The organism is Arthrobacter oryzae, assembly GCF_030718995.1.
Classification (GTDB): Bacteria; Actinomycetota; Actinomycetes; order Actinomycetales; family Micrococcaceae; genus Arthrobacter; species Arthrobacter oryzae_C.
In genome coordinates this window covers 1,882,003-1,907,922 of the sequence record NZ_CP132204.1, presented here as the reverse complement: position 1 = coordinate 1,907,922, position 25,920 = coordinate 1,882,003, and the positions used below count along the sequence as shown (strand labels likewise).

At 66.5% G+C, this 25,920-nt stretch carries 24 protein-coding genes; 14 read left to right on the top strand and 10 right to left on the bottom strand.

Annotated features, from left to right (window positions below):
• Positions 1–37 precede the first annotated feature (37 nt).
• Together Q8Z05_RS08830 and dacB are read right to left on the bottom strand one after the other, a co-directional pair.
• Positions 38–1,156 (bottom strand): zinc-dependent metalloprotease, encoded by a 1,119-nt coding sequence (locus Q8Z05_RS08830; RefSeq protein WP_305943093.1) that lies wholly within the window; start codon positions 1,154–1,156, stop codon positions 38–40.
• 166 nt (positions 1,157–1,322) lie between these two features.
• Complete coding sequence (gene dacB / locus Q8Z05_RS08825) at positions 1,323–2,897, bottom strand: D-alanyl-D-alanine carboxypeptidase/D-alanyl-D-alanine endopeptidase (protein ID WP_371745949.1); 1,575 nt, start codon at positions 2,895–2,897, stop codon at positions 1,323–1,325.
• Between the two features lie 151 nt (positions 2,898–3,048).
• Here dacB and Q8Z05_RS08820 point away from each other — a divergent pair, with 151 nt between their 5' ends.
• From Q8Z05_RS08820 to Q8Z05_RS08810, 3 genes are all read left to right on the top strand, one after another.
• A complete protein-coding gene (locus Q8Z05_RS08820; protein ID WP_055801965.1) occupies positions 3,049–3,540 on the top strand; it encodes an inorganic diphosphatase in 492 nt (163 codons plus the stop codon).
• A gap of 145 nt (positions 3,541–3,685) precedes the next feature.
• Positions 3,686–5,023 carry a carboxylesterase family protein gene (locus tag Q8Z05_RS08815; protein WP_305943092.1) on the top strand — a complete coding sequence of 446 codons (1,338 nt, stop codon included), beginning with the start codon at positions 3,686–3,688 and terminating at the stop codon, positions 5,021–5,023.
• A 2-nt stretch (positions 5,024–5,025) separates the two neighbouring features.
• A complete protein-coding gene (locus tag Q8Z05_RS08810; RefSeq protein ID WP_305943091.1) occupies positions 5,026–5,778 on the top strand; it encodes a DUF429 domain-containing protein in 753 nt (250 codons plus the stop codon).
• A gap of 20 nt (positions 5,779–5,798) precedes the next feature.
• On the opposite strand, the gene Q8Z05_RS08805 is transcribed toward Q8Z05_RS08810, so the two are convergent.
• Complete coding sequence (locus Q8Z05_RS08805) at positions 5,799–8,255, bottom strand: phosphoketolase family protein (protein ID WP_371745948.1); 2,457 nt, start codon at positions 8,253–8,255, stop codon at positions 5,799–5,801.
• Between the two features lie 149 nt (positions 8,256–8,404).
• Between Q8Z05_RS08805 and Q8Z05_RS08800 the strand changes: the two genes are divergently transcribed.
• From Q8Z05_RS08800 to Q8Z05_RS08780, 5 genes are read left to right on the top strand one after another with little or no spacing between them, the layout of a single operon-like run.
• Positions 8,405–9,382, top strand: a complete 978-nt coding sequence (locus tag Q8Z05_RS08800; RefSeq protein WP_305943089.1) for a hypothetical protein — start codon at positions 8,405–8,407, stop codon at positions 9,380–9,382.
• On the top strand, positions 9,379–10,179 hold the full coding sequence (locus tag Q8Z05_RS08795; protein ID WP_305943088.1) for a hypothetical protein: 801 nt from the start codon (positions 9,379–9,381) through the stop codon (positions 10,177–10,179). Before Q8Z05_RS08800 ends, Q8Z05_RS08795 begins: the two co-directional genes overlap by 4 nt.
• On the top strand, positions 10,176–10,811 hold the full coding sequence (locus Q8Z05_RS08790; RefSeq protein ID WP_305943087.1) for a hypothetical protein: 636 nt from the start codon (positions 10,176–10,178) through the stop codon (positions 10,809–10,811). Before Q8Z05_RS08795 ends, Q8Z05_RS08790 begins: the two co-directional genes overlap by 4 nt.
• Positions 10,804–11,511, top strand: coding sequence for a hypothetical protein (locus Q8Z05_RS08785; RefSeq protein WP_305943086.1), 708 nt, complete (start codon positions 10,804–10,806; stop codon positions 11,509–11,511). Before Q8Z05_RS08790 ends, Q8Z05_RS08785 begins: the two co-directional genes overlap by 8 nt.
• 24 nt (positions 11,512–11,535) lie before the next feature.
• Positions 11,536–12,135 (top strand): hypothetical protein, encoded by a 600-nt coding sequence (locus Q8Z05_RS08780; RefSeq protein WP_305943085.1) that lies wholly within the window; start codon positions 11,536–11,538, stop codon positions 12,133–12,135.
• Here the strand turns inward: Q8Z05_RS08780 and Q8Z05_RS08775 are convergent.
• The gene (locus Q8Z05_RS08775; RefSeq protein ID WP_305943084.1) at positions 12,132–12,989 is read right to left on the bottom strand and encodes an HAD family hydrolase; all 858 of its coding nucleotides are present in this window, start codon (positions 12,987–12,989) and stop codon (positions 12,132–12,134) included. The genes Q8Z05_RS08780 and Q8Z05_RS08775 overlap by 4 nt on opposite strands.
• 272 nt (positions 12,990–13,261) lie before the next feature.
• Here Q8Z05_RS08775 and Q8Z05_RS08770 point away from each other — a divergent pair, with 272 nt between their 5' ends.
• Positions 13,262–14,221 (top strand): type IV toxin-antitoxin system AbiEi family antitoxin domain-containing protein, encoded by a 960-nt coding sequence (locus Q8Z05_RS08770; RefSeq protein WP_305943083.1) that lies wholly within the window; start codon positions 13,262–13,264, stop codon positions 14,219–14,221.
• Positions 14,222–14,333: 112 nt separating this feature from the next.
• Here the strand turns inward: Q8Z05_RS08770 and serS are convergent, their stop codons facing one another.
• Positions 14,334–15,614, bottom strand: coding sequence for a serine--tRNA ligase (serS, locus tag Q8Z05_RS08765; RefSeq protein ID WP_305943082.1), 1,281 nt, complete (start codon positions 15,612–15,614; stop codon positions 14,334–14,336).
• An 88-nt stretch (positions 15,615–15,702) separates the two neighbouring features.
• Between serS and Q8Z05_RS08760 the strand changes: the two genes are divergently transcribed.
• Entirely contained in the window at positions 15,703–16,800 is a 1,098-nt protein-coding gene (locus Q8Z05_RS08760) for a diacylglycerol/lipid kinase family protein (protein ID WP_305943081.1), read from the top strand.
• 7 nt (positions 16,801–16,807) lie between these two features.
• Here Q8Z05_RS08760 and Q8Z05_RS08755 read toward each other — a convergent pair whose 3' ends face one another.
• From Q8Z05_RS08755 to Q8Z05_RS08745, 3 genes are all read right to left on the bottom strand, one after another.
• Positions 16,808–17,017 carry a hypothetical protein gene (locus Q8Z05_RS08755; protein ID WP_043429215.1) on the bottom strand — a complete coding sequence of 70 codons (210 nt, stop codon included), beginning with the start codon at positions 17,015–17,017 and terminating at the stop codon, positions 16,808–16,810.
• Between the two features lie 91 nt (positions 17,018–17,108).
• A complete protein-coding gene (pheA, locus tag Q8Z05_RS08750) occupies positions 17,109–18,092 on the bottom strand; it encodes a prephenate dehydratase (RefSeq protein ID WP_305943080.1) in 984 nt (327 codons plus the stop codon).
• Between the two features lie 126 nt (positions 18,093–18,218).
• Complete coding sequence (locus Q8Z05_RS08745) at positions 18,219–18,545, bottom strand: rhodanese-like domain-containing protein (protein WP_305943079.1); 327 nt, start codon at positions 18,543–18,545, stop codon at positions 18,219–18,221.
• Between the two features lie 113 nt (positions 18,546–18,658).
• On the opposite strand from Q8Z05_RS08745, the gene Q8Z05_RS08740 reads away from it, so the two are divergent.
• The 3 genes from Q8Z05_RS08740 to Q8Z05_RS08730 all read left to right on the top strand — a co-directional run bounded on the left by Q8Z05_RS08740 (position 18,659) and on the right by Q8Z05_RS08730 (position 22,376).
• Entirely contained in the window at positions 18,659–19,399 is a 741-nt protein-coding gene (locus Q8Z05_RS08740; RefSeq protein WP_305943078.1) for a peptidase E, read from the top strand.
• Positions 19,392–20,822, top strand: coding sequence for an amidase (locus Q8Z05_RS08735; RefSeq protein WP_305943077.1), 1,431 nt, complete (start codon positions 19,392–19,394; stop codon positions 20,820–20,822). Before Q8Z05_RS08740 ends, Q8Z05_RS08735 begins: the two co-directional genes overlap by 8 nt.
• Positions 20,823–20,906: 84 nt before the next feature.
• The gene (locus tag Q8Z05_RS08730; protein WP_305943076.1) at positions 20,907–22,376 is read left to right on the top strand and encodes a peptide MFS transporter; all 1,470 of its coding nucleotides are present in this window, start codon (positions 20,907–20,909) and stop codon (positions 22,374–22,376) included.
• Between the two features lie 64 nt (positions 22,377–22,440).
• On the opposite strand, the gene Q8Z05_RS08725 is transcribed toward Q8Z05_RS08730, so the two are convergent.
• Both Q8Z05_RS08725 and Q8Z05_RS08720 read right to left on the bottom strand, forming a co-directional pair.
• On the bottom strand, positions 22,441–22,893 hold the full coding sequence (locus tag Q8Z05_RS08725; protein ID WP_305943075.1) for a DUF4190 domain-containing protein: 453 nt from the start codon (positions 22,891–22,893) through the stop codon (positions 22,441–22,443).
• A 107-nt stretch (positions 22,894–23,000) separates the two neighbouring features.
• A complete protein-coding gene (locus Q8Z05_RS08720; RefSeq protein WP_305943074.1) occupies positions 23,001–23,825 on the bottom strand; it encodes an NERD domain-containing protein in 825 nt (274 codons plus the stop codon).
• 294 nt (positions 23,826–24,119) lie between these two features.
• Between Q8Z05_RS08720 and pgm the strand changes: the two genes are divergently transcribed.
• Positions 24,120–25,781 carry a phosphoglucomutase (alpha-D-glucose-1,6-bisphosphate-dependent) gene (gene pgm / locus Q8Z05_RS08715; protein ID WP_305943073.1) on the top strand — a complete coding sequence of 554 codons (1,662 nt, stop codon included), beginning with the start codon at positions 24,120–24,122 and terminating at the stop codon, positions 25,779–25,781.
• Positions 25,782–25,920: the final 139 nt, after the last annotated feature.

The window sequence follows — 25,920 nt, the reverse complement described above, 5'->3', positions numbered from 1 at the left end:
GGCCGGGCCGCCGTCGTCCGCTGAGGTGCTGGGACAACTAGAGGCCCATCCGTTCGAGCCAGAGCTTGGCGTCATGGATTTCCGCCTCGGTGGGCAGGTTCCCCGCCGATTCCCACACGCGGTTGAAACCCTCCATGCCTGCAACATCCACCACGGCACGGACGAACTTGGCACCGTCCGTGTACTGGCGCATCTTGGCGTCAAGGCCCAGCAGGTTGCGGATGAACTTCTCCACCACCCCCCGGTCCTTGCCGCGGGCGTTGAATCGTTGCCGGATGGTCTTGACGGACGGAACGATGCTGGCGTCCACGGCGTCCATCACCACGTTGGCGTGGCCCTCCAGCAGGCTCATCACAGCGGTCAGGTGCGAGAGCGAGGCCTTTTCCTCCGGATCCTGGAGCAGGTCCAGGATAGCGCCGCGGCCCGGGGCGGTTCCGGCGGCGGCGCGGTCCTTGAGCGAACGGGCCGCAGCCGAGGCACGCTCGAGGAGCGTGTCGACGTTGCCCAGCAGGTGTTCGCTGAGGTTGTCGATTTCGCTGAGCATGTGGTGGCGCAGCCAGGGGGCGGCCGCGAACTGCACCCGGTGGGTCTGTTCGTGCAGGCAGACCCACAGCCGGAAGTCCTCGGGCGCGACGTTGAGTTCGCGCTCCACCTGGACGATGTTCGGCGCGACGAGGAGGAGCCGCCCGCCGGAGGGCGCGGTGGAGTCTTCGGCGAGCGCGGAGAAGGGGTCGTACTGGCCCAGGACCTTGCTGGACAGGAACGCGAGCACGGCGCCGAGCTGGCTGCCGGTGATGGCCCCGCTGACGGACGCGGCACCGGGGCTCATGCTTCCGCGGCGGCCTTCCAGCATCTTTTCCATGGCGGGTTTGAGCATGACGGCAAAGCTTTGGGTGTTGGCCTTGGCCCAGGAGGCCCGGTCCACCACCAGCACGGAGGAATCCCGGAGGTCGCGTGCCGCCTCCAGGCCGGTGATGTCGTGGACGTGCGGCACGGAAATGTCGGCCATGAGGCGCAGGTTCTCCACGGCCGCCCCGATTTCGGCGGACCCCAGCGAAGGACCCGCAGGAGCCAGGCGCGCGGCGGTTGACGCTGCGAGCTCCCAGTTGATAAGTGCCTGGGCCTGTGCTGATGAATCGCCTGCAGTTGACTCCATAGCGTCCATCAGATCACAGCACCCCGCGGTTCCGCCTTAAGTTCGCTGACCGGCGAACGGGCACGGCGCCCCTGCAATGCACAGGCCGGGCACAGGGCCGGAACAGAAGAACACAAATGTCCGGGGCCACAGTTGGTACAGAAGTCCCCACCACCGAGGGCGCCGGCTAGCGGCAGCCGCAGGAGGCCAGGGCCGACGCCGTGCGGTCTATCGCCGTCCTGTTCCCTGCCGCGCCCGGCTGCAGTCCGTTCCCAATGAAGGAGAACACCAGCAGGCGGCCGTCTGCATCCACAACATAGCCGCTGAGGGCAATCACGGAGTTCAGGGTTCCGGTTTTGGCCCGAACCAGCCCCGCACCGCGCTCCGTGGACGGGTCGGTGTACCTGCTGCCCAGCGTTCCGGTAAGGCCGGCCACCGGAAAACCGCCGATGGCAGCACGCAGGCTGGGTTCGGCGCCGGACGTGATGGCCCTGACAACCTCCGACAGCTGGCCCGCCGACACCTGGTTGCCCAGGGACAGGCCGGAGACGTCCGCCACGCGCAGGCCCTCGGTGGGGATCCCCAGGTCCTGCACCTGTTTGAACACGGCGGCGGTGGCGCCGTCGTTACTGCCGGGCTGCCCTGCGGCAACGGCCGCCATCCGGCCCAGCACCTCGGCCAGATAGTTGTCCGAGGTCTGCAGCATCAGGTCAACCTGCTGGCGGAGTGTGGCGGACTGCACTTCGGCCAGCAGCGTGCCCGGGTTCAGCGCAGCGGGCGCGCCGGCGTCGCCCTCGGTGGCCTCGCCCACGGTGCCGTCGGACGGTTCCTGTACCTCCTGCTTTTGCGCCTCCTGCTTTTGCATCTCCGGCGCAATGGCGCGCACGACGCCGGGCGTCACCGACAGCCCGGTGGCGGCGCCTGCGGCCGTGAGCTGCGCGGTGAACGCCTCGGCCGCGTTCATGGCGGCATCCTGCGGACGCGGTCCGGTGATGACGGCGGGATCGTAGCGGGCGGAGTTGAGGGCCAGCGGGAACAAAGGCGCGGTCTCGCCGGCGGCCACATCCTCCAGGTTCCAGGTGGGGTTCAGTGCGGGTCCGGTGAACAAGGAATCATCCAGCCGCACCTGCACCGGGCCCTTAACGCCGTTTTGCTGCAGGGACTGGACCGTGAGCCGGGCCAGCGTGGCCAGTCCGGCGTGGCCCATGACGGTGTCGCCGGATGACTCGCCGGCGCCAAGCAGGACGTCGCCACCGCCGACCAGGAGCACGGACCCCGCCTCGGCGCCGGCCACCACCCTGGTGCTGAAGCGCTGGTCCGGTCCGATGGCGCGGACAGCGGCGGCGGCAGTAAGGAGCTTCATGTTGGAGGCAGGCACCCGGGCTTGCGAGCCGTCGCGGTCAAACAGCACCTGGCCGGTGGCGGCGTCCTGCACCACGCCGGTAAACGACCCGCCGCCGTCGGCCTGGAGTGTGGCGTTGAGCTGCGCGGTGAGGGTGTCCGGCCAGGGGACAGGCGCCGAGTCCTTGAGCGGTGAAATGCCCTGCGGAAGGGAAAGGTCCCGCGGGACCTGCTGCCAGGCCGGAACAGCGGTCCCCGTGGTTTTGGAGTCGGAGCCTTGGCCGGTGAGGGCAGGGACGACCAGCATGGCCGCGGGGACAGCCAGGGCCACAACCAGGATGCTCAGCAGGACCATCGGCAGCTGCCGCCTGATGATCGCAATCCAGGGACGGCTGGCCGCGCGGCTCATCATGCGTTTCATGCTGCTGTTGGTCCTTATAGTCCTGAAATGTCCCCACTAGTTCATGAAACCTGGGCCTATCGCTATATCCTCAATAGTAGTCGGCGGCACCGATACTCCTTTTGCTGGTCTTTTTGTGTGCCGCGAACACCCTGAAGTCGAGGAGCATTCCATGAAGCATGACGTGACCATCGAGATTCCCAAGGGATCACGCGTCAAGTACGAAGTCGATCACGAGACCGGCCGCGTCCGCCTGGACCGCGTTCTGTTCACTTCCATGCAGTACCCCACCCACTACGGTTTCTTCGAGAACACCCTCGGCGAAGACGGCGACCCGCTGGACGCACTGGTGCTCCTGCAGGACTTCGATCTGCACCCGGGCGTCATCGTTGAAGCCCGCCCCATCGGCGTCTTCAACATGACGGACGACGGCGGCGGGGACGCCAAGGTCCTCTGCGTTCCCACCGATGCCCGCTTCGACCACATCAAAGAGGTCAGCGACGTCAGCGAATACCTGATCAAGGAAATCGAGCACTTCTTCACCCGTTACAAGGACCTGGAACCGGGCAAGTGGGTCAAGGCCGAAGGCTGGGGCGACCGCGCCGCCGCCGAAGCCGAGCTGGAAGCCTCCATCAAGCGCTACGTTCCGGCAGCCGGCCACTAATTTCCACCGGCAGGTCGCGTTAGTGCGTCCTGCCCCGCAAATCCCCGTCCCCCGGACAAATCCCCGCATCATGCGAAGGGGAAAGGTCCGGGAGGCGGGGATTTTCTGTTGCCCCACCGCAGTGAATCTGTGAAATCGTTGCCTCGTGAGTTCCGAGTCTTTGAATCCCCCCTATTTTGACCCGCCCTGCGGCCCGGTCACCGGCTGGCGGGACGGTGACGTGCTGCGCGCCACCGGAATCCCGTACGCGACGGCGGGCCGTTTCCAGCCGCCGGCAAGTGCACCCGCCTGGACGGAGGCCTTTGCAGCCACCTCCCCCGCTCCCGCATGTCCGCAGGGTCCTGTCCCGTTCCTGGATGACATCCTGGGGACCCGTTACGGTGAACTGCCCGGCAGCGAGGACTGCCAGCGACTCTCCATCACCATTCCGGCCGGCCTCACCGACGGCGAGCGCGTCCCTGTGATGGTGTGGCTCCATGGCGGTTCCTACACGTCCGGCTCCGGAGACCTGGCCATTTTCGACCCCCGGACCCTGGTGGCCGAGAACCGGATCATCGTTGTGTCCGTCACCTACCGCCTGGGCCTGTTTGGCTATCTTGCAACCGGAACGGGCCGGCCGGCAAACCTCGGCCTGCTGGACCAACTGGAAGCGTTCCGCTGGGTGCAGCGCAATATCGGCGCCTTCGGCGGCGATCCGGAACGCGTGACCGCTTTTGGCCAGTCAGCCGGCGGCGACGCCGTGGCCCACCTGATGGCGACGCCGGAGGCACCCGCGCTGTTCCAGCGCGCCATCATTCAAAGCGCGCCCCTGGGCATCACCCGGGGCCGTCAAACGATGAGCGCCGCCATGGGCGTAGCGGCTGAACATGTCACCGAAGACACCCCGGCGATGGACGTGGTGGCCATCGAAGGGCATGTTTCCCAGGTGGCCAGGAAATTCGGGCTGAAGGCAGCAATGCCGTTCGGCACGCAGTACGGGCACGCACCCCTGCCGCCGGAACATGACATTGATGCCGCCTGGAACGCCACCGCCCCCGGGATCGAGGTCCTGATCGGCCACACCGCCGACGAGGCACGCATGTTCCTGCCGGGAAACCCCGTCGCCGGCCGCCTGGCCAAAATTCCGGTGATCGGAACCGCCGTCGTCAACGCCGTCAGCCGGGCTGTGACCGAAGCCGTGTACGGCCGGGCCGCCAGGAAGTTCGCCCGGCGGCACGCCCGGGCGGGAGGAAAAGCCTACAGCTACGTGCTGACCTGGGCGGCGCCCGGCAACTTCTTCGGCGCGGCCCATACGGTTGACTTGCCGCTGCTGTTCGGCGACGAACGGACGTGGGCGGCGGCCGGACTCGTTGCGGGCGCCACCTGGGACGAGATTAACGCCCAGGGCCGCGCCCTCCGAGCCATCTGGGCCAAGTTCGCCTCCGGGGAAGGCCTGGGTAGCCAGGGAGAGCTTCCCGGCACACTCCGTTACCGAGCGGTCTGACCGTGAGAACCCTGGGCGTGGACCTCGCCGCAGCCACCAGGAAGACCGCGGCGGCCGTGATCGAGTGGGCGGGCGGCGGTGCGCGGCTGGTGCATCTCGGCCTGGACGTCACCGACGAGGAGATCGTGGAGCTGTTCGGCAGCTGTGACATGACGGGCATTGACTGCCCGGTGGGCTGGCCGGACGCCTTCCTTCCTTTCCTTGCCGGGCACCTGAATTTCGACGCGCATCCGGTGCTGGACCACGACGGGATCGAGGGCCGGCGGCTCCTGGCCTACCGGGACACCGACCGGTTCGTCACGCGCGAGACGGGGCTGATCCCGCTCAGCGTCTCCGCTGACCGGCTGGCCCACCCGGCCATGCGCTGTGCGGTCATCCAGGCCAAGATCGCACGGGACCACGGACCGCAGGCCAGGGACGGCTCCGGCCGGCTGGCGGAGGTCTATCCGGCGGCTTCGCTGAAGCTCTGGGGAATCCACGCCCGCGGCTACAAGGGGCGCGGCATCCCGGAGTCGGAGCGGCTGGGCGTCATCCTGGACAGCCTCGCCATGGCCGCGCCCTGGCTGGACCTGGCCGGACGGCGGGAGGTCCTGGCCGCCTCGGATGACATGTTCGACGCCGTCATCGCCTCCCTTACTGCCCGGGCCGTCAGCCTCGGTCAGACCTTGACGCCGCCGGATGACCATGCCGCCGCAGCCCTGAGCGAAGGCTGGATCCATCTGCCGTCCGGTCCGCTCGCCGGCCTGCGCGGGTAGCCCGCACCCCCGCCCTCGGGCTACCCGCCGTTCAGCGTCCAGTCGCGGATCTCCTCCTGGTCTTCGCCGTGGGTGCGCGTGTGGTTGTGGGCCCTGATCCGACGGTCCTGCAACGACTGGCGCAGCAGGGAGTGCCGCTCCGCCAGTCCGGGAACCCGGTCAATGGCGTCGATGGCCAGCTGGAAACGGTCGATTCCGTTGAGCATGGCCATGTCGAACGCCGTCGTAGTGGTGCCCTCCTCCTTGTAGCCGCGGACGTGCAGGCCTTCCTGGTTGGTCCGCCGGTACGCCAGACGATGGATCAGGGACGGGTAGCCGTGGTAGGCGAAGATGATCGGCTTGTCCGCGGTGAAAATGCCGTCGAAGTCACGTGAGGTGAGGCCGTGGGGATGCTCGCTGGCGTCCTGCAGCCGCATCAAATCCACCACATTGACCACTCGGATCTTCAGCCCGGGCGCGCCCTCCTTGAGCAGCTGGGCGGCCGCGACCGTTTCCACCGTGGGAACGTCCCCGGCGCAGGCCAGGACGACGTCCGGCTCCTCGCCGGGGACCTCCGATCCGGCAAACTCCCAGATGCCCAGTCCCCGCTGGCAGTGGTGCGCGGCGTCGGCCGGTCCCAGCCAGGTGGGGGATGGCTGCTTGCCGCTGACCACGATGTTGACGTAGTCCTTGGAAGCCAGGCAGTGCTCCATCACGGACAGCAGCGTGTTGGCGTCCGGCGGGAGGTACACCCGGATGACCTCTGCCTTCTTGTTGACCGCGTGGTCGATGAAGCCCGGGTCCTGGTGCGAAAAACCGTTGTGGTCCTGCTGCCAGACGTGCGAGGAAAGCACGTAGTTCAACGAGGCCACCGGCTGGCGCCAGGCGAGCTCCCGGTGGACCTTCAGCCACTTTGCGTGCTGGTTGAACATGGAATCCACGATGTGGATGAAGGCCTCGTAGCAGCTGAATACGCCATGCCGGCCGGTCAGGAGATAGCCTTCCAGCCAGCCCTGGCACAGGTGCTCGCTGAGCACCTCCATCACGCGGCCGGCGCGCGCAAGGTGCTCGTCGACGTCGTCGATCCGGTACTGCCACACCTTGTCGGTGACGTCGTAGACGTCCTGCAGGCGGTTGGACGCCGTCTCATCGGGGCCGAAAAGCCGGAACGTCTCCGGGTTTTGCGAGATAACGTCCCGCATCCAGGAGCCCAGGGTGATCATGGCGCTGACCCGCTCCACACCCGGCTGCTGCACCTCGACGGCGTGCTTGCGGTAGTCCGGCAGCTTGAGGTCGCGCAGCAGGACGCCGCCGTTGGCGTAGGGTGTGTCGCTCATCCGCAGTTCCCCCGCGGGCGCGTTTTCCGCGACGTCGGGCCGGAGCCGGCCGTCCTCGTCGAAGAGTTCGCCGGGCCGGTAGGATTCAAGCCACTCGCCCAGCTGGGCCAGGTGCCCGGGGTTGGTGCGGACCTCGGACAGCGGCACCTGGTGGCTCCGCCAGGTGCCCTCCACCTGCTTGCCGTCCACGGTCTTCGGGCCGGTCCAGCCCTTGGGTGAACGCAGCACAATCATGGGCCACTGGGCGGCATTAGCGTCAGCACCGCCGCCGTCAACGGAGCCGCCGTCGTTGCGCCGCTCCGCCTGGATGGTACGAATTTCGGCGAGGCACGCGTCCAGGACGGCGGCGAAGTCGCGGTGCGCCCCCTCGACGTCGTCGGGGTCGTTGACCGTGACAAAGTGCGGCTTGTGGCCGTAGCCGCGGAGCAGCTGTTCCAGCTGGGCTTCCGGCATCCGGGCCAGGACTGTGGGATTGGCGATCTTGTAGCCGTTCAGGTGCAGGATGGGAAGCACTGCACCGTCAGCCACGGGGTCCAGGAAGTTGTGCGAGTGCCAACTTGCCGCCAGCGGCCCGGTTTCGGCCTCACCGTCACCGATGACGACGGCGGTGATCAGCTTGGGATTGTCGAAGACGGACCCGTACGCGTGGGCCAGGGAGTAGCCGAGTTCGCCGCCCTCGCTGATGGAACCCGGGGTCTCCGGAGCAGCGTGGCTGGGGATGCCGCCGGGGTAGGAGAACTGCCGGAAGAGCTCGGCGAGCCCCGGTTCGTCATTGCCTACATTGCTGTAGATCTCCGAGTAGGTGCCCTCCAGCCAGGCGTTGGCCACCACCGCGGGACCTCCGTGACCGGGCCCGGCGATGAACAGCATCTCCTGGCGGTCCCGTCGGATGGCCCGGTTGAGGTGGGCATAGACGAAGTTGAGGCCCGGGGTGGTCCCCCAGTGGCCCAGGAGCCGGGATTTGGTGTGCTCAGCGCGCAGCGGTTCCCGCAGCAGCGGGTTGGAGCGGAGGTAGATCTGGCCCACGGACAGGTAGTTGGCCGCCCGCCACCAGCGGTCCACGAGCCCGAGTTCGGAGTTACCAAGCAGGGCATCACTCACGTCACTGGTCACTGCAGTCCTCGCTTCACTAGGGCTATCTGTCGGTGGCACAGCTCCCATCGCAACATCTCCACGCGGCTGACACAACCCCGGACACTCTCGATGGGCAGTTCACGGCGATGGGCAGGTCTCTCCATCGCGCCAGGCCGCGGGAACGTCTAGGCTGGGTCGGAAACTTAAGGGCGAAGCACCACTCGGGGGGACTGCAGATGGCCGGATTTTACGGGGCAGACATTGCCCAGCTGCGGACGCTTGCAGGCACCATGAGCAAGGTGGCGGACAGCATCAACCTGCAAAGCCTGCAACTAAATAAGGTCATCAACGCAGACACCTCATGGCGAGGCCAGGATGCCGTTCGCTTCACTGCAGACTGGAACGGCCAGAACCGGCAATCCCTGATGAAAGCTGTCAGCCTGCTGCAGGCCAGTGCCAAAGAACTCAAGGCGCAAGCTGCGCAGCAGGAGTTCGCCAGCCACAAAGGCGGCGAAAGCTCCCTGGGCGTCATCAAGGACGTATACGACACCGGGATGGCGGCAAAGGACCTCGGATCAAACCTCTGGGCTGCCTACAAGCTCGGAACGCTCGGCTGGGAGGACTTCGCCAAGACACGGGAAGTCCTCACCAACTGGCGAGCCGGCGGAACCGTGCTCAACGAGGCCCTCGACTCCCTGCGGAACGGCGGCAAGATCACTGACGTGATCGCCGACCTCAAGGCCAACATTCCGTACAGCCAGGCCTTCCAAGACGCCACCAAGTTCTCCAAGGGACTCCGCGTTGCCGGGGCCTTGGCCGCGCCCCTGAACATTGTGGGCGGCATCAGCGACATCGTGAATCCGCAGCACGAGGGCTGGCGCGGCACCGGCGACCAGGTGGCCGGCGGACTCTCGGTGGTAGGCGGCGTGGGAAGCATCATGCTCATGACGGCGGGTGGTGCGGCACTGCTGGGGCCGATCGGCGCCCCCATCATCGTGGGTGCAGGCATCGTGGCCGGCGCGTGGGCCCTTGGAAACCTGGTGGCAGACAACTGGGATTCCATCAGCAATTTCGCACGGAATCCCGGTAGCTACCTCGCGGACGGTGCCGGTGAAGTGGCCGATTTCGCACAAGATGTAGGCAGTAAGGTGGCAGATGGGGTCGGCGACGCGGCCAAATCAGTCGGTAAATTTGTCGGAGGAATATTCGGATGACCACAAACACCATGAAATGGACGGAACGCGACGTTCAGTGTGCGGCCAAAGTCCTGGAATCGGCTACAGCTGACGGGGCCGTCCTGCCCACCCTGACGGACGAGGAAGTTGTCGCCCTCGACGGCGTCCAGCATGACCAGGTTGTCGCCCTGCCCTGGCTCTCGGCCCAGCCCACAGAAAAAGCAGTCCTGTGCGCCGTTGCCTTGCGTGGCCTCCTGGCCAAGGAACTCGTGTACCCGGTGATTTTCCAAGGCGAGAGCGAGCCGAGCAGGTTGCACGCCGTGGAGGAAATCACCGGAGCGCTGACCCTTCGTCGCAGTGGCGACAGCGTCGTATCCATTGAACGGACGGTCTCCACCGGGAAACGCTGGCTCTATGCCTACGTCCATGTGGAAGGCGTGCTGCTGGAGGAAGTGGACGACGGCGGCCTGCACGGCTTCACCGTCATCACTCCCGAACGTTTGCCGGCCCGCCTGGCGGAATTCGTCGACCCCGAAGGGGCAGCTGCCCGGGACTCGGAACCGACCAGCTATTCCGAAGCCGAGTTCGAAGCCCACGCCTCCACCGCTCTCACCGACACGCTCGCTGCCAGCAATGTCGTCGCCTTCAGCAACGGCTTGGACGATTTCCCCACGGTGACCGTTTACACCGGTCCCTCAGGCGTACACCTGCTGACGCCAAAGGTATCGCGCACGGCAACTCCCGGGGTTGCCGGGGACCCGGTCCGTCTCGAATTACGGGAAGCTTCCAAGGTCACCCTTGAAGCGGCCCTCGCTTCGCTGGTCCGCAACGTATGAGCCGCACCCCAAAAAGCAGCACGGGACTGCTGGATGCTGTCACGGGACGCCCCGTGCTCGCCTACACACGCACGGGTGAGCGCTACGTCCGCAAGGCCGGCTGGTCCCATTTCTGGGGACGTGCGCTGGATGCCGCCGTAGTGTTTGCTGTTGCCGGCATCCTTATGGGGGTTCTGAACTCCCTGATTCAGAACCTCGCGCTGGGCTCCCTCTCCCTTGCACTTCTTGACAGCAACGGGCTGTTCCTCGCCACCCTCACAGCGGTCTGGTTCCTGGTGCTTTTTGCCTACGGCATGATCATGGGGACTACCGGCAGCCTGGGCGACGCGGCCGCCGGGATGCGTTCTGTCAGAATCGCGGACGGCACGACGTCGGGAGCCTGGCTGGGCGGCTGGCGCGCCGTCTGCTGGTCATTCGCACCGCTCTATTACCTGGTGGCCTTCGCTTCCGCCCTCGGTGGAGGAGGCGGGGATACGTTCGAGGCGAAGTTCACTGCCGTCGACCTCCGGTCAGGCGTCTCCCGCGGGGCGGCCCCGGTACGGGATCCCCAGCTTGTTGCTGCTGAACAGGCCGCCGCTGAACAGCACGATCAGCTGCCCAACCTCTACGACAACGGCAACCCGCGTGGCTGAACCCGGAAGGACCTGGCTGGCACGCCGGGCTGAGCGACAGTACGGGCAGGAACTGGGCCTGTTGCGGCACACGGAGCTGTCATGGCACATCAGCTGGAAGCTCCTGCCGTGGTTCATCGGCGCAGGCTTCGTCTTCGCCGCCGTAGCCGAGTTCACAGGCCAGCCGACGTCCTCCCGAGGTCCCGGACTATTCTCCAACCTTCCGCTATACGCTGTGGCGAGCATTCTGACCGGCTTGGTCCTCTGGTCGCTAACGCTCCTCTTGAGCTTCCGGCGGCTCCTCGTTTTCGACCGCGGCCTTCTCTACCGCTACAGCCAGAAGCACGCCGCAAGGGCAATCTTCTGGGAGGACATCGACGCCGGAACGCTTCGCTCCGTTGTGGCTCCCGCAGGAACGGACGCGGACCGGCTGCTGAGGACGCTGAACCCTGAGGACAAGATTTCACTAGGCGTGCGGGGCCAATTTGCCGTAGTGTTCCGCGCCAAGGAATCACGGGTAACAGCCACAGCGCAGCCCGCATCAGGTTCGGACGGCACCGGTAAGCCCCTCCGTTTCTACACCTTCACCACCCGGAATAGCCCTGACCAGCTTGTGGGCATGATCCAGAACGGTCTGAGAAATACTGGCGCCCCGGAAGCCGCAGCGGCATTCCAAGCGCTGCCGCCCGCCGTCGTCCATTCCGCGGTGTCTTTGGATTAGCCACCGGGTAGTCTGTGATCCAGAATGTTCACGCTGACCATCAATCAAACGGACAGCCGGCGCGACGGTGACCGGGTGCCGCAGCTACTCAAGGACCTGCGGCACATCCCCGCGCGCCTCGATTTCGACCGCTCCGTTGAGGACGAGGTCCAGGGCATTGTTGAGTTCCCGCATCAGGCCGTGGAGGCAGCACTGATCGCGCTCCGCTGTGGCAGCTGGTTTGTGGGGATCGGCGTGGGACCCGTGAATGAGCCGTTGCCAAACCAGGTCAAGGATGCCACCGGACACGGCCTCATCTATGCGCGCCGGGCGGTGGACCGGGCCCGGAACGGGAAGGAACGCGTTCCCGTTGCGGTTGACGGCCCCTTGGCCGACCTTGCTGCCGAAGCGGAGGCCGTCCTGAAGCTTCTCGGCCATATCGTGCACGACCGCAGCACCGCTGAGTGGCGTGTGCTGGACCTGTTGACTCCCGGAGTGCGGGGCCAGCAGAAGGCCGTTGCCCAGGCGCTTGGCATCACCACGCAGGCCGTCAGCAAGGCTGCGGCAAGGGCACAGTGGAACGAGGAACACGCCGCCCGCCCGGCGGCGGCACGGCTCCTCCAGCTGATCCTCGAGGTGCGCTAAAGGAGGCTGCGGAGAACGTGCGCGGCGCCGTCGTCGTGAACTGACATGGTGACCTCGTCCGCGGCGGCAATCACTTCGCCGGGAGCCTGGCCCATGGCCACGCCACGGCCTGCCCACGTGAGCATCTCGATGTCGTTGCGGCCGTCGCCGATCGCCACCGTGAGGTGCGACTCGATGCTCAGGTGCCCGCGGAGGTGCTCCAGGGCGCTGGCCTTCGTAACGCCCTCGGCTGCAATGTCCAGCCAGGCAGTCCATCCCACGGAATACGTGACGCCGGACAGCCCAATGTGCTTGATGGCTTCGTTGAACTCCTCGGACGTGTTTTCGGAGCTGAACACCACCACGCGCACTGCCGTGGCATCGAGCATGGTCTGGAAGTCCACGCCGATTGCTTCCACGCCGAAGCTTGCGTCCTGGAAGCGTTCAGTGGACAGGAAGTTGCCGTCCTCGTCCTCCAGCGCGTACTTGGCCATGGGAAGCCGCTTGCGGAGGGCACGGAGCGCCGGGCCGGGATCAAAGGTTGCCTTGCGGATGACCTCGTAGCCGTCGGGGTGGGCCGGATCCAGGCGGAGGGTCACGCCGCCGTTGCAGCACACCGCGTAGCCGGTCTCGATCCCGATCTGCTCAATGATGGGCAGGGTGGCGTTCAGCGACCGGCCGGTGGCGATCAGGACCTCGTGGCCGGCAGCGACCACCGCTTGGGCCGCCTCACGCACGGAAGCCGACATGTGGCCGTCGTGGTTGACCAGCGTGCCGTCCACGTCCAGGGCCACCATGAGCTTGGTTGAGTTGTTCTTGCCGTTGTTTCGCTGGTCATCGTTGCCAGCGACTGAGGTTTCAGTCAATGTTGTCATTCACCTAGTACAGCAGACGTCCACGGAAAGCCGCTAGGACGCACACCACAGCCATTGTGAACTTGTGGTAAACACCCACAGCTTGTCCACATTGTGGGTGTTTACCGGCGTGTCACCCGGTTGGACCGGATTGCGGGCAAATCCCCGCCGCGTGGCCAAATCCTTCCGGTGTTACACGGGGATTCGACCGGACGGCAGGGATTTGCCGTGACTTATCCACATCCATGCAGGCGCGTCTGGATGCGCCGGGATGGCAAGCCCAGCATGGGAGCATGGATTCCGCTTCCGCCTCCCTCATCCTTGCCAGCCGCCGGCGTGCCCTCACTGGAAGTAGCCGGAGCCTGAGCCGCGCGTACAGCAACGGCGAGTTGGTGCGGGTCAGGTTCGGCGTCTACTGCAGCAAGCCGGCATGGCTCGCGCTTAAAGCCTGGCAACGCTACGCGGCTACGGTGGCGGCGGTGGCGTGCAGTGATCCGTCGGCCGCATTCTGCTACCTCACCGCTCTTCGCCTATGGCGGTTGCCCCTCCCCCGGGTGCCTGAGCACATACACATCATCACGCAGTCACCGCAAAAGGCTGGCAGGCTCCCGGCAACCACCTGTGCTGCCAAGGATCCGAAGACCGGCCTCACCGGGCTGGAACAGGTGCGGGGCTACGGAATCTCCCGGCATCATTGGGCGGCTGACGTCGTGGAACACAGGGGCATGGCAGTCACTTCGCTCGTCCAGACGGTTGTTGACTGCATCGTCCGAATGGAGCTGCCGGAGGCTGTGGCCGTTGTGGACGCGGTGCTGGGAAGCCGCCGCACAAACGGCGAGGGCCTCACCCGGAAGGATTTGCTGGACTGGTCGGACCAGCTCCCGTCGGCGGCCAAACGCCGCCGGGTCGTGGAAGTACTTGCCCTGGCCGATGAGGCATCAGAGTCGGTAGGTGAATCCCGGAGCAGGGCGCTCATCCACGTCCTCGGGCTACCGGCGCCGGTCCTGCAGCACCCCTTCTACGATGACGAAGGCTTCATCGGGCGCACGGATTTCTTCTGGCCCGAACAACGCGTTATTGGCGAGTTCGACGGCGACGCAAAGTACCTCGACGACGCACTCCTCGGCGACATGAGCACTCGCGAGGCCATCCTTGCCGGAGAAGAAACGGGAGGACCGGCTGCGGGCGCTCGGTTACAAGGTTGTTCGCTGGGACTGGAAGACCGCAACCAACGCCGGGCTACTGAGGCGTAAGCTCGCGGCAGCCGGGATCAGAGGGCAAAAATCCCCGCCGCGTGGCCAAATCCATCCGGCGTTACCCGGGGATTCGACCACGTGACGGGGATTTCCCAGCGAACCAGCAAAACTACAGGACGGGCAGCACTTCCAGGCCGCCGAGGTACTTCTGGAGCGCCCTGGGGACGTTCACCGAGCCGTCCTCGTTCTGGTGGTGCTCCAGGATGGCCACGATCCAGCGGGTGGTGGCCAGCGTGCCGTTCAGGGTGGCGACGGCGCGGGTTCCCTTGGGTGCGCCGTCCTCGTTCAGCACCCGTTCGCGGATGTTCAGGCGGCGGGCCTGGAACGTGGTGCAGTTCGAGGTGGACGTCAGTTCGCGGTAGGCGCCCTGCGTGGGCACCCAGGCCTCGCAGTCGAACTTGCGGGCAGCAGAGTTGCCGAGGTCGCCGGCGGCGGTGTCGATGACGCGGTAAGGGAGCTCGCACTTGGCCAGCATCTCCTCTTCCCACGCGAGCAGGCGCTCGTGCTCGGCGGCGGCTTCTTCCACCGTGGTGTAGATGAACATTTCCACCTTGTTGAACTGGTGGACGCGGATGATTCCGCGGGTGTCCTTGCCGTGCGAGCCGGCCTCGCGGCGGTAGCAGGAACTCTGGCCGGCATAGCGGATGGGACCGGCGGAGAGGTCCAGGATCTCGTCCGCGTGGTACCCGGCCAGGGCAACTTCCGAGGTGCCCACCAGGTAAAGGTCGTCTTCGGCGAGGCGGTAGATCTCGGCGTCGTGCTTGACGTCGAATCCGGTGCCCTGCATCGTTTCCGGACGGACCAGCGTGGGGGTGATCATGGGGACGAAGCCCGCATCGATGGCCTGCTCCATGGCCATCTGCAGGAGCGCCATCTCCAGCCGGGCGCCCACGCCGCGGAGGAAGTAGAAGCGTGAACCCGATACCTTGGCGCCGCGCTCCATGTCGATGGCACCGATCAACTCACCGATTTCAAGGTGGTCCTTCGGCTCGAAATCCGGGAACTCCCGGGGTTCGCCGACGGTCTTGACCACAACGTAGTCGTCCTCGCCGCCTTCCGGAACACCGTCAACTATCAGGTTGGGGATGGCACGGAGGAGCTCCTCCTGCTGGGCCTGGGCGACGTCAGCCTCAGCCGATGCGGCCTTGACCGATGCGGCCAGCACCTTGACCTCCGCCAGCAGGGCCTGCTTTTCCTCACCCTTGGCCTGGGCCACCTTCTTGCCGAACGCGTTCTGCTCGGCGCGGAGGTTTTCGAAGCGGATCAAGGCCGCGCGCCGTGCCGCGTCTGCCGAGATGATCGCATCCACCACGGACTCGTCGGCGCCGCGGGCGCGCTGGCTGGCACGGAACTTGTCCGGATTTTCGCTGAGGTCTTTTACGTCGATCACCAGACAAGAGTATCGAATGCGCCCGCCATGACGCGGTGGCGCTGCGCGTCGCCGCGGGATAGTCGCCGCGGGATAGTGTTGGAGCACCATGAACGACTGGCTGCTCTACCTCATCCTGGCTGCGGCCTTGGCTTTCGCGGTGTCCAGCTGGTGGGGCGTGCGGAGGCTGAAAGCACTGCATACCCGCAGTGCCGTCCAGGAGGACACGCACCATCCGGGCATGGTGCAACAGAAGGTGGCCGTGGTGATGAACCCGGTCAAGGCAAAGTCGGACGAAGCCCGCGCCCTGATCCAGCGCGCCTGCCTGTCCGCCGGCTGGGAAGCCCCCGTCTTTTTCGAAACCACGGCCGAGGATCCCGGATATTCGCAGGCTGAGGCAGCACTCGCGAGCGGGGCCGACGTCGTCCTGGTGGGCGGCGGGGACGGCACCGTACGCGTGGTGGCTGAGAAGCTGGCCCACACGAACGTACCCATGGGACTGATCCCGCTGGGTACCGGAAACCTGCTGGCCAGGAACATCCACCTGGACGTCAACGATGTCCACGGCAGCATCCAGACAGCACTCTTCGGACACCAGCGGCACATCGACACGGCCCGCATGGGCATCAGGAACTCGCGGACCGGCGCCTCGTCAGAGCACGCATTCCTGGTCATCGCCGGTATGGGCATGGATGCCGAAGTCGTCGGGGATACCAACGACGGTCTGAAAAAGGCCGTGGGATGGCTCGCCTACACCGAGGCCGGCGTCAGGCACTTGCCCGGGCGGCGCAAAAAGGTTTCCATCGCCCTGGACGACCAGCCGGAACAGTCCCGGAAAATCCGCAGTGTGCTCTTCGCCAACTGCGGACTCATTCCCGGCGGCATCGACTTCATCCCGCAGGCGATGATCGACGACGGCATGCTGGACGTCGTGGTGATGAGCCCGCGCAGCGCCATCGGGTGGATCGCGATGTACACAAAGATCATGTTCAAGCACAAGCGGAACCTGCCGGTGATGAGCTACTACCGCTCCGGCAAGATCGTCATCAAATGCGCCGAGCCGGTGGCCACGCAGGTGGACGGCGATCCCTCCGGAGAGGCTACCGACGTCACCGTGCAGGTGCAGCCGGGCTCGCTGCTGGTTCGGGTTCCGGAAAGCAAAGGCGGCGAAACGCCCGCAGGGGACGTGTCCTCCCCGAGGCAGTAGGCCGGACTCAGGCGCTGGCCTTTTTCTCCTCCGCCTCGGCTGCGGCTTTTGCCGCCGCGCGGGCTTCGGACTGCTCGCGGATCATGGCTTGCTCCTCTTCGAAGCGCAGGCGATCCGCCCTGTCGGCGTCGTCGCCGTCCCAATCCTGGTTATCCGCAGTGGGCTTGGGATTGACAATCATTCCCTGGCCGTCGTTGTCGCTGCTGGATCCTGACATGACCCGCTCCTTCCGGTAGAGGTCTCCCCAATGGATCAGGCAAGCATACGCACTGCCGTGCAGGCGGGGAAGTACCCGGAGGGGCATTTGCCTAAGCTGTGGGCGAACCCTGCGGGGCATGAACAGGCTCGATCGATGCCCCTTTGAGTATTCCTGCCACCCACTCATGTGCGGCGTGGAATGCTTCGTCGGAGGTGTGCGGCGCCACCTCCGGGCTCTGCGCGTCGGCCCGCGGGTAGGAGCCCAGGAAGCGCGTGGCCGGACTGATCCGGTGTAACCCGGCCAGCGCATCGGACACGCGGGCGTCCTCCACGTGGCCGTCGGCGTCGATGCTGAAGAAGTAGTGGCCAAGGTACTGCCCGGTGGGGCGTGATTCGATGCGGCTCAGGTTCACGCCCCGGGTGGCGAACTGGTCCAGGATTTCCATCAGCGCGCCGGGCCGGTCCTCCGGCAACGGGACCACCACGGTGGTCTTGTCCGCACCGGTGCGGTGCGGCAGTGCACCGGGCCGGCTGACCAGCACAAAGCGCGTCACTGCCCCGGGATTGTCTCCGATGTTCTCGGCCAGAACGTGCAGTCCGGGCTGCTCGGTGGCCACGATCGGGGCGCAGATGGCGGCGTCGTAGTGGGCGCCGTCTTCGTCCAGAAGCCCCATGGCGCCGGCCGCAGTGGAGGACGCCGGGATATATTCCACAGCGGGCATGTTGGCTTCCACCCATAGCCGGCACTGCGCCCAGGCGTGGCCGTGGGTGGAGATCCGGCGGATATCCGGGATTTCCACCCCGGGGCGGGCAACCAGGACGAAGCTGATCGGCACCAGCGCTTCGCGGATGATCCTCAATTCCTGGCCGGAGGCGATGGCGTCCAGCGTGGCGGTGACCCCGCCCTCCACGGAATTCTCGATGGGCACCATGGCAGCATCGGCGGATCCGGTCCGTACCTTGTCCAGTGCGGTGTTCACGTTGGAGGAGGGGATGCGGACCGCCTCACTGGCACCCGGCACCTGCATCAGCGCGGCCTCGGTGAACGTGCCCTCCGGGCCAAGGAAGGTGTAGGTGACGGGCAACGCGGGCATGGACTGTCCTTCTCAGATAACTTCAAGGCCGCCCGGGGGCGGATAGGGCACCGGGGGCGGATCGGGCCCGGCGGGCGGATAGGGCCCGGCGGGCGGCTAAGGCCCGGCGGGCGGACGGGGCACGGTTTAGAGGATGACGGGCTTGAGGCCGTTGTCCGAAACGAGCGGCAGGCCCGATTCGAGCCATTGGTCCATTCCGCCGGCAACGTTAAGGGCGGTGTAACCCTGCCCCACGAGCCACTGGGCCGCGCGGAAGGAACGGCCGCCGGTGCGGCAGATGACGTACAGGTCCTCGTCCGGATCCAGCTCGCCAAGCCGGGCCGGCAGCTGGTCCAGTGGAATGTGCAAGGCGCCTTCGGCGTGCCCGGCCGACCACTCGTAGTCCTCCCGCACGTCAAGGATCTTGGCGTCGGCCGGAACGTCGGTCACGGTCACAGTTTCGATGTCGCTCATGGGTGTCCTCTCCGGAAAATGAAGGTCTACCTCCAGCGTAGCCTCCGCCCGGGTCGGCCATCCCGAATCCGGGGCACGTTACGCTTCAAGGGGACCGCAAGGGAGGAACGTTGATGACAGCCCAACAGCCAACCATCCTGGCAACATCCGGCGGATACAAAGCCGGGTCGCGTTCACGCCTGGAGTTTGACGCATTGCTGCACCACGCCGTCGAACTTTCCGGCGTTACGGGGCGGGCGCCGCGCGTCACGCATATCGGCACTGCGGCGGGCGACCAGCGCTGGTTCAACGCGGAGATGGACCAGGCGGCGAGAATCGCGGGCTTCGATTTCAGCCACCTCAACCTTTTCACCATGCCCAGCATCGACGATCCGGAAGCGCACCTCCTGGAGCAGGACGTGGTGTGGGTCAACGGCGGGTCGGTGGTGAACCTGCTGGCCGTGTGGCGCGCGCACGGCCTCGACGGAATCCTGCGGCAGGTGTGGGAACGCGGAGTGGTCCTCGCCGGGGTCTCGGCGGGGTCCATCTGCTGGTTCCAGGGCGGCACCACGGATTCGTTCGGACCGCAGCTGCGTCCCGTGACGAACGCCCTGGGCTTCCTGCCCTATGCGAACGGCGTGCACTATGACTCCGAGGACCAGCGCCGCCCGCTGGTGCACCGGCTCGTGGCAGACGGCACGCTGGGCGAAACACACTGCACGGACGACGGCGCGGGGCTGGTCTACTTCGGGACGGACCTTGTGGAGGCGGTCACCGAAGTGCGCGGCAAGTCCGCGTACCGCGTCACCCGCCAGGGGGAAGGTGACGCCGCTGCCGCGGCCGAAGAGCGGCTGGAGGCCCGTTTCCTTGGCTGAAATCCACGAATTATCCGCAGTGGTGCTTCGCGATGCGCTCCACTCGGGCCGGCTCTCCGCCCGGGAGGTGACGGAGCATTTCCTTGCCCGGATAACGGCCCGCAATCCCGGCCTCGGCGCCTTCATCACAGTCACTGCGGAACAGGCTCTGGCCGATGCCGCCGCCGCCGATGCGCTGTACACCCGCACGCCGCACTCCCACCAACCGGAGCTTCCGCGGCTGCACGGCATGCCGGTGGCCTTCAAGGACCTGACAGACGTGGCGGGCGTGGTGACTACCCACGGCAGCGCAGCTTTGGACCGCAAGCCGGCAACCGTGGACGGCGCCCTGGCGGCGGTATTGAAGGGTGCCGGCGCCATCTCGTTGGGCAAGACACAGGTTCCGGAGTTCGGACTGACTGCCTACAGCGAAAACCTGATCGCGCCGCCGTCGCGGAACCCGCATGCGTTGAGCCGCAGCTCGGGCGGCTCCTCGGGCGGCAGCGCCGCAGCCGTCGCGGCCGGCCTGGTCCCGTTCGCTCCCGGGTCCGACGGCGGCGGCTCCGTCCGGATCCCCGCGGCGGCCTGCGGGCTGGTGGGCCTGAAACCGGGGCGCGGCCTCGTCCCGGCCGGCGAAAGCACCGGAGACCCCGCCCGGCTGGTAGTGGCAGGCCCGCTGGCGCGGTCGGCCGGGGACGCCGCATTGATGCTTGACGCCCTGGTGTCCGCGCAGGGAGCCGGCGCAGGCCAGTACCTCACATCCCTGCCCCGGCCGCCGCGCCGGCTGCGGATCGGCGTGAGCCTGGACAGCCCCTGGCAGGCAATCTTTCCGTTTACGCCGGACCAGGAGGCCATGGACGCGCTCCAGGAAGGCGTCCGCCTGCTCGAAGCCGCGGGACATTCCACCGCCGAAGCGGCCGTCCGGTATGACAACCGCTACCCGGATGCGTTCACGACGGCGTGGACGGCCGGCGTCGGGAGCGCCCGGATTGCGCCGCAGCGCGAAGCGCTGCTGACCCCGCTCACGCGCACGTTCCGGCGTCGCGCGCAGCAAAGGAGTGCGTCGAAACTCAACGAGGCACTGGGCTTCCTGCGGCAGTTCGAGCGCGACACAGTCTCCCAGTACGCCCAGTGGGACCTCATGATGACGCCGGCGCTGGCCCAGACACCGCGTCCCGTGGGCTGGTTCACGGGAGCCTCCCACGGGGACGGCTACTGGCCCGCCTCGGAATGGGCCGGCGACGCCGACGGCGACTACCGGAAGCAATGCGAATTCGCGCCGTGGTCCAGCATGGTCAATGTGTGCGGCCTGCCCGCCATCAGCATCCCCGTGCACTGGACGGAAGGCTCGCCCGGCGCGGGCCTGCCCATGGGGATCCAGCTGGTGGGGCCGATCGGATCCGAGGCGCTGCTGCTGCAAGTGGCGGCGCAGATCGGGTTCTAACCGGAGCGTCCGGCCAGCGAGTCCGCCTTGATTCCTCCCTGCGGGAATGTGACAATCACGCACCGCAGTGCCACTCTTAAGTAAATGAGCACCACTCATTTATCCGATCGCCCCGCCACGACGCCGGGCGACACGTCATTTTTCGGCCACCCAAAGATGCTGGCCAGCCTCTTCTCCGTGGAAATGTGGGAGCGCTTCTCCTTCTACGGAATGCAGGGCATCCTCCTCTACTACATGTACTTCACGGCCGCCCAGGGCGGCCTGGAAATCGAGCAGGGCCTGGCCGCCGGCCTGGTGGGCGCGTACGGCGGCGGTGTCTACCTCTCGACCATCCTCGGCGCGTGGCTCGCTGACCGGCTCTTCGGTTCGGAACGTGTCCTGTTCGGGTCGGCCGTCCTGATCATGGCCGGCCACATTGCCCTGGCGCTGGTGCCCGGCATCCCGGGACTCATCGCCGGCCTGGTGCTGGTGGGAGTCGGCTCCGGCGGCCTGAAAGCCAACGCCACCGCACTGGTGGGCACCCTGTACGGGGAGAAGGACGAACGCCGCGACGCCGGCTTCTCCATCTTCTATATGGGCATCAACGCCGGCGCGCTGATCGGCCCGCTCGTCACCGGCTGGCTGCAGGAAAGCCAGGGGTTCCACTGGGGCTTTGGCGCCGCCGCCGTCGGCATGGCCCTTGGGCTTGGCATCTACGCGCTTGGGCGCAAGAAGCTTCCCGACGAGGCGCACCGCGTGCCCAACCCGCTCCCGGCAAACCAACGCACCCGGTTCGGGTTGATCTTCCTGGGCATCGCCGCCGCGGTGGCGGCGCTCCTGGCCACCGGAGCGGTCAACGCGGAAAACCTGGCCATGTCCATGGCCTACGCGGCCATCGGCGCGTCCCTGCTGTATTTCGGCCTGATCTTCTCCAGCAGGAAGGTGACGGGCACCGAGCGCAAGCGCGTGGTGGCCTTTATCCCGCTGTACGTCGCCTCCGCGGCATTCTGGGCGCTCTTCCAGCAGCAGTTCACGTTCATTGCCGTGTACTCGGAGGAGAAACTGGACCGGAACGTGTTCGGCTGGGAAATGCCGGCCGCCTGGGTGCAGTCCATCAATCCGGTGTTCATCATCATCTTCGCGGGCATCATGGCAGCCCTGTGGACCCGCCTCGGCAACAGGCAGCCGGGCTCGGCCCTGAAGTTCTCCATCGGCCTGTTCGTGATGGGGCTCGCCTTCCTGGCGTTCATCCCGCTGGCCGGCAGCGGCAAGACACCCCTCCTGGCCCTGGTCGGCATCCTGCTGCTCTTCACCCTGGCTGAGCTCTTCCTCTCCCCCATCGGGCTGTCCGTCACCACCAAACTGGCCCCGCAGGCATTCCACACGCAGATGGTGGCCCTGTTCTTCCTCTCGGTTTCCCTCGGCACCACACTGGCCGGCATCCTGTCCGGGCTGTACAACCCGGACGACGAACTGCCGTACTTCATCGGTATCGGCGGCACCGCCATGGTGCTCGCCGTCGGCCTCGCAGCAGCCTCGCCGGCCATCAGGAAGCTCATGGGCGGCGTACGCTGAGCCGATGAGCCGCCGTCGCCCGCCGTCGAAAGGCCCGGTGGAGTCCCGCAGCCAGCCGTACCTTTCAGTAGCCGTAGCCGTTGGCGGCGGCGAAGATCGCCGCCACCGCGAACGTGAGCACAATAGCCGTCAGCGCCAGGCCGAGGTAGCCAAGGACCAGGCCGGCAATGGCGAGCCCGCGGCCGGCAGGTTCCCGGAGCAGTGCCAGATGACCCAGGACCACGGCAGCAATCTGCGGCAGGATAAAAAGACCCAGCCCGAGGAACACTGCGATGCCGCAGCACAGGCTCGCGATGCTGAGCCCCTTGGGCTCGGGCGGGGCGCCGTAGTAGGAGGGCTGCCCGTAGGCGGTGCCGTACGGTCCGGGCTGCTGTCCGTACGCCGGCGGCTGGCCATAGCCTTCCGGCTGGCCGTAAGGTCCGGGAGGCACGGGCTGTGAACCCTGCGGTGGTATATACGACGGCGGCTGGTAGCCCTCGGGCGTCCCCTCATCACCGGAGGCAGGCTGGTTCGTCATGGGAATTCCCCTTTTTGGTGGCTAAACCCAGCCTACCAACGCGCCGTCCGGAGGTGGGCGGCCGTGATAGACCCGTAATCCTCAAGCTGATCCGCAGCCAGCGGCGACTAGCGGGCCCAGAGCGGCACCGAGAGTGAGAACACCAAGACCCCCAGGAGCAGCAGGGTCCACAAACCGGCTGCCAGCTGTCTCCCGCTGTCCTGCGCAGATCTCCCCATGTGCAGGGAGGCGGGACCGCCTGTGACGTTGCCGGCCGCTGAGCCGTGATACCGGCTGGGAAGCGGCGGCGGATACACCGCACCCTCGTTCGAACGGGCGGGGACAGGAGGGTAGTTTCGCGCTCCGGGTGACTGCGGTTGGGTCAGTTGCTGTCCCAGCCGGGAATAAAGGCCGACCACCGCCGGCGGGTCAAGTGCTGCCGGGAGTGCCACCACCCGCGCAACAACGTGGTTGATGCCCAGCACAGCGACACCGGAGCCCGTCACGTCTGCGAAGTCTGGCTGGCCGGCCAGGCAGATGATGGAGCGGACCAGGTGGCGGTGGGGCGCGTCGAGCAGCGCAGCCACGGCTGCCGCCTGCCCCAGGGCGCCGTCCACTGCCGGGTTGCGCGAATAGCCGTTCTGCCTGAGGACGCCGTCCCGGACCTCAACGGTGCCGGACCACGTCTTGGCATCCACCACCACAACTCCTCCGGGCCCCACCAGCACGTGGTCAAGATTGGCCAGCGGCCGGCCGGGCCAGTGAACGTCGTGCAGCAGGAACCAGCCCTGCGGGGTCAGTTCGCCCAGCCGCTTCGCGGTGAGGCGCTCCCCCTCCGTGCCGGCACCCCACGGTTCGGCGGCGAGCTCGGGGTGGTCCAGCCGGCGCTTGAGCCGCGCGATGCGCTCGGCCGCCAGCCGTGACTGCTCTGACGCTCCGTCGCCTGCTGCCATGGACTGACCTCCCCTTGGATTCGCCGCAACCGGGTCCGCCGCAACTGGATACCGTGCGCCGCTGACGGCGGCGGAGGGCACCGCCGTCGTGATTTGTTTAGAAATTAGCAGCCTGCGGACGGCCGGTATATAGGTAGTTTTGGCCCCACTACTCGCTTTTCCGCGGCGAATTACTGCCCCTCAATAAATGCAAAAGGGAATAAATTGGTAAATGCCGGATGAAATTCGGCGTCATAGGGACCGGATTCCGGACAAACCGTGTTGTGCCCCGCTGTCGTCTGGCATGCTGGTGCCATGGCTAGCCGCGCGGGCACAGTTGCCCAACCCCAAGACCTTGTTGACCTCACTGCGCTCCTGGATGCGTACTACGATGTTTCCCCCGATCTGAGCGATCCGGGCCAGCGCGTTGCGTTCGGCACCTCCGGGCACCGGGGGTCCAGCCTGAAGGCTTCGTTCAATGAGCCCCACATCGTGGCCATCACCCAGGCGATCGTGGAATACCGTGCCGGGCAGGGCATCACCGGCCCGCTGTACATGGCAAAAGACACGCACGGCCTCAGCGAACCGGCCCAAAATTCCGCGCTCGAAGTTCTGGCAGCCAACGGTGTGAATGTGCTGATCGACGCCCGCCACGGCTACACGCCGACGCCCGCGTTGAGCCACGCCATCCTTACCCACAACCGGAACGCCCCTGCCGGCGCACCGCAGGCGGACGGCATCGTGGTCACTCCGAGCCACAACCCGCCCGGTGACGGCGGCTTCAAATACAACCCGCCGCACGGCGGACCTGCGGACACTGACGCCACCGGCTGGATCGCGAACCGGGCCAACGAGCTCCTGGAAAACGGGCTCCGCGGCGTCAAGCGCATCCCGGTGGCGGATGCCCTGGCAGCCGAGACAACCGGGAAGTTCGACTTCCTGAGCAGCTACGTGGACGACCTCCCGTCCGTGCTGGACCTGAACGCCATCCGCGAGGCCGGCGTCCGGATCGGCGCCGACCCCATGGGCGGTGCTTCAGTGGACTACTGGGGGGAGATCGGCGAGCGCCACCACCTGAACCTCACCGTGGTGAATCCCACTGTTGATCCGCAGTGGGCCTTTATGACCCTGGACTGGGACGAGAAGATCCGGATGGACTGCTCCTCGCCGTCCGCCATGGCCTCGCTGATCAACCGGATGTCTGTTGGTGCGGACGGGTCCGCAGCCTATGACGTCGCCACGGGCAACGACGCCGACGCTGACCGCCACGGCATCGTCACACCGGACGGCGGGCTGATGAACCCGAACCACTACCTCGCCGTCGCAATCGATTACCTTTACCGCCACCGCACCGGATGGAACCCGGAGTCGGTGATCGGTAAGACCCTCGTGTCCTCCTCCATCATCGACCGCGTGGCCGAGAGCCTGGGCCGCAAGCTCGTTGAGGTTCCCGTGGGCTTCAAGTGGTTCGTTCCCGGGCTGCTGTCCGGCGAAGGCGCGTTCGGCGGCGAGGAATCCGCCGGCGCGTCCTTCAACAAGATGGACGGCAGCGTCTGGACCACGGACAAGGACGGCATCCTGCTGGCCCTGCTTGCCTCGGAGATCACAGCCGTCACGGGCAAATCGCCCTCGCAGCTCTACAAGGGCCTCACCGACCAGTTCGGCGATCCCGTGTATGCACGGATCGACGCCGCAGCCACGCGCGAGCAGAAAGCAGCGCTCGGCAAGCTGTCGCCGTCGGACGTCACCGCCACCGAACTCGCCGGCGAGACGATCACGGCCAAGCTCACCGAGGCTCCGGGTAACGGCGCGTCGATCGGCGGCCTGAAGGTGGTCACCGAGAATGCGTGGTTCGCCGCCCGCCCGTCCGGCACCGAGGACGTCTACAAGATCTACGCAGAGTCCTTCAAGGGCGCCGAGCACCTCAAGCAGGTCCAGGCAGAAGCCAAGGCCCTGGTTGACGGGGTTATCGCCTGACCCAACGCTCTCTCACTTAACGCCGGAAAAGCAGCGACGCTCTCTCACTTTCTTTGGGAAAGTGAGAGAGCGTCGCTGCTTAACTTTCAGTAAGTGAGAGAGCGTCGCTGATTAACGTGCGTTAAGTGAGAGAGCGTCA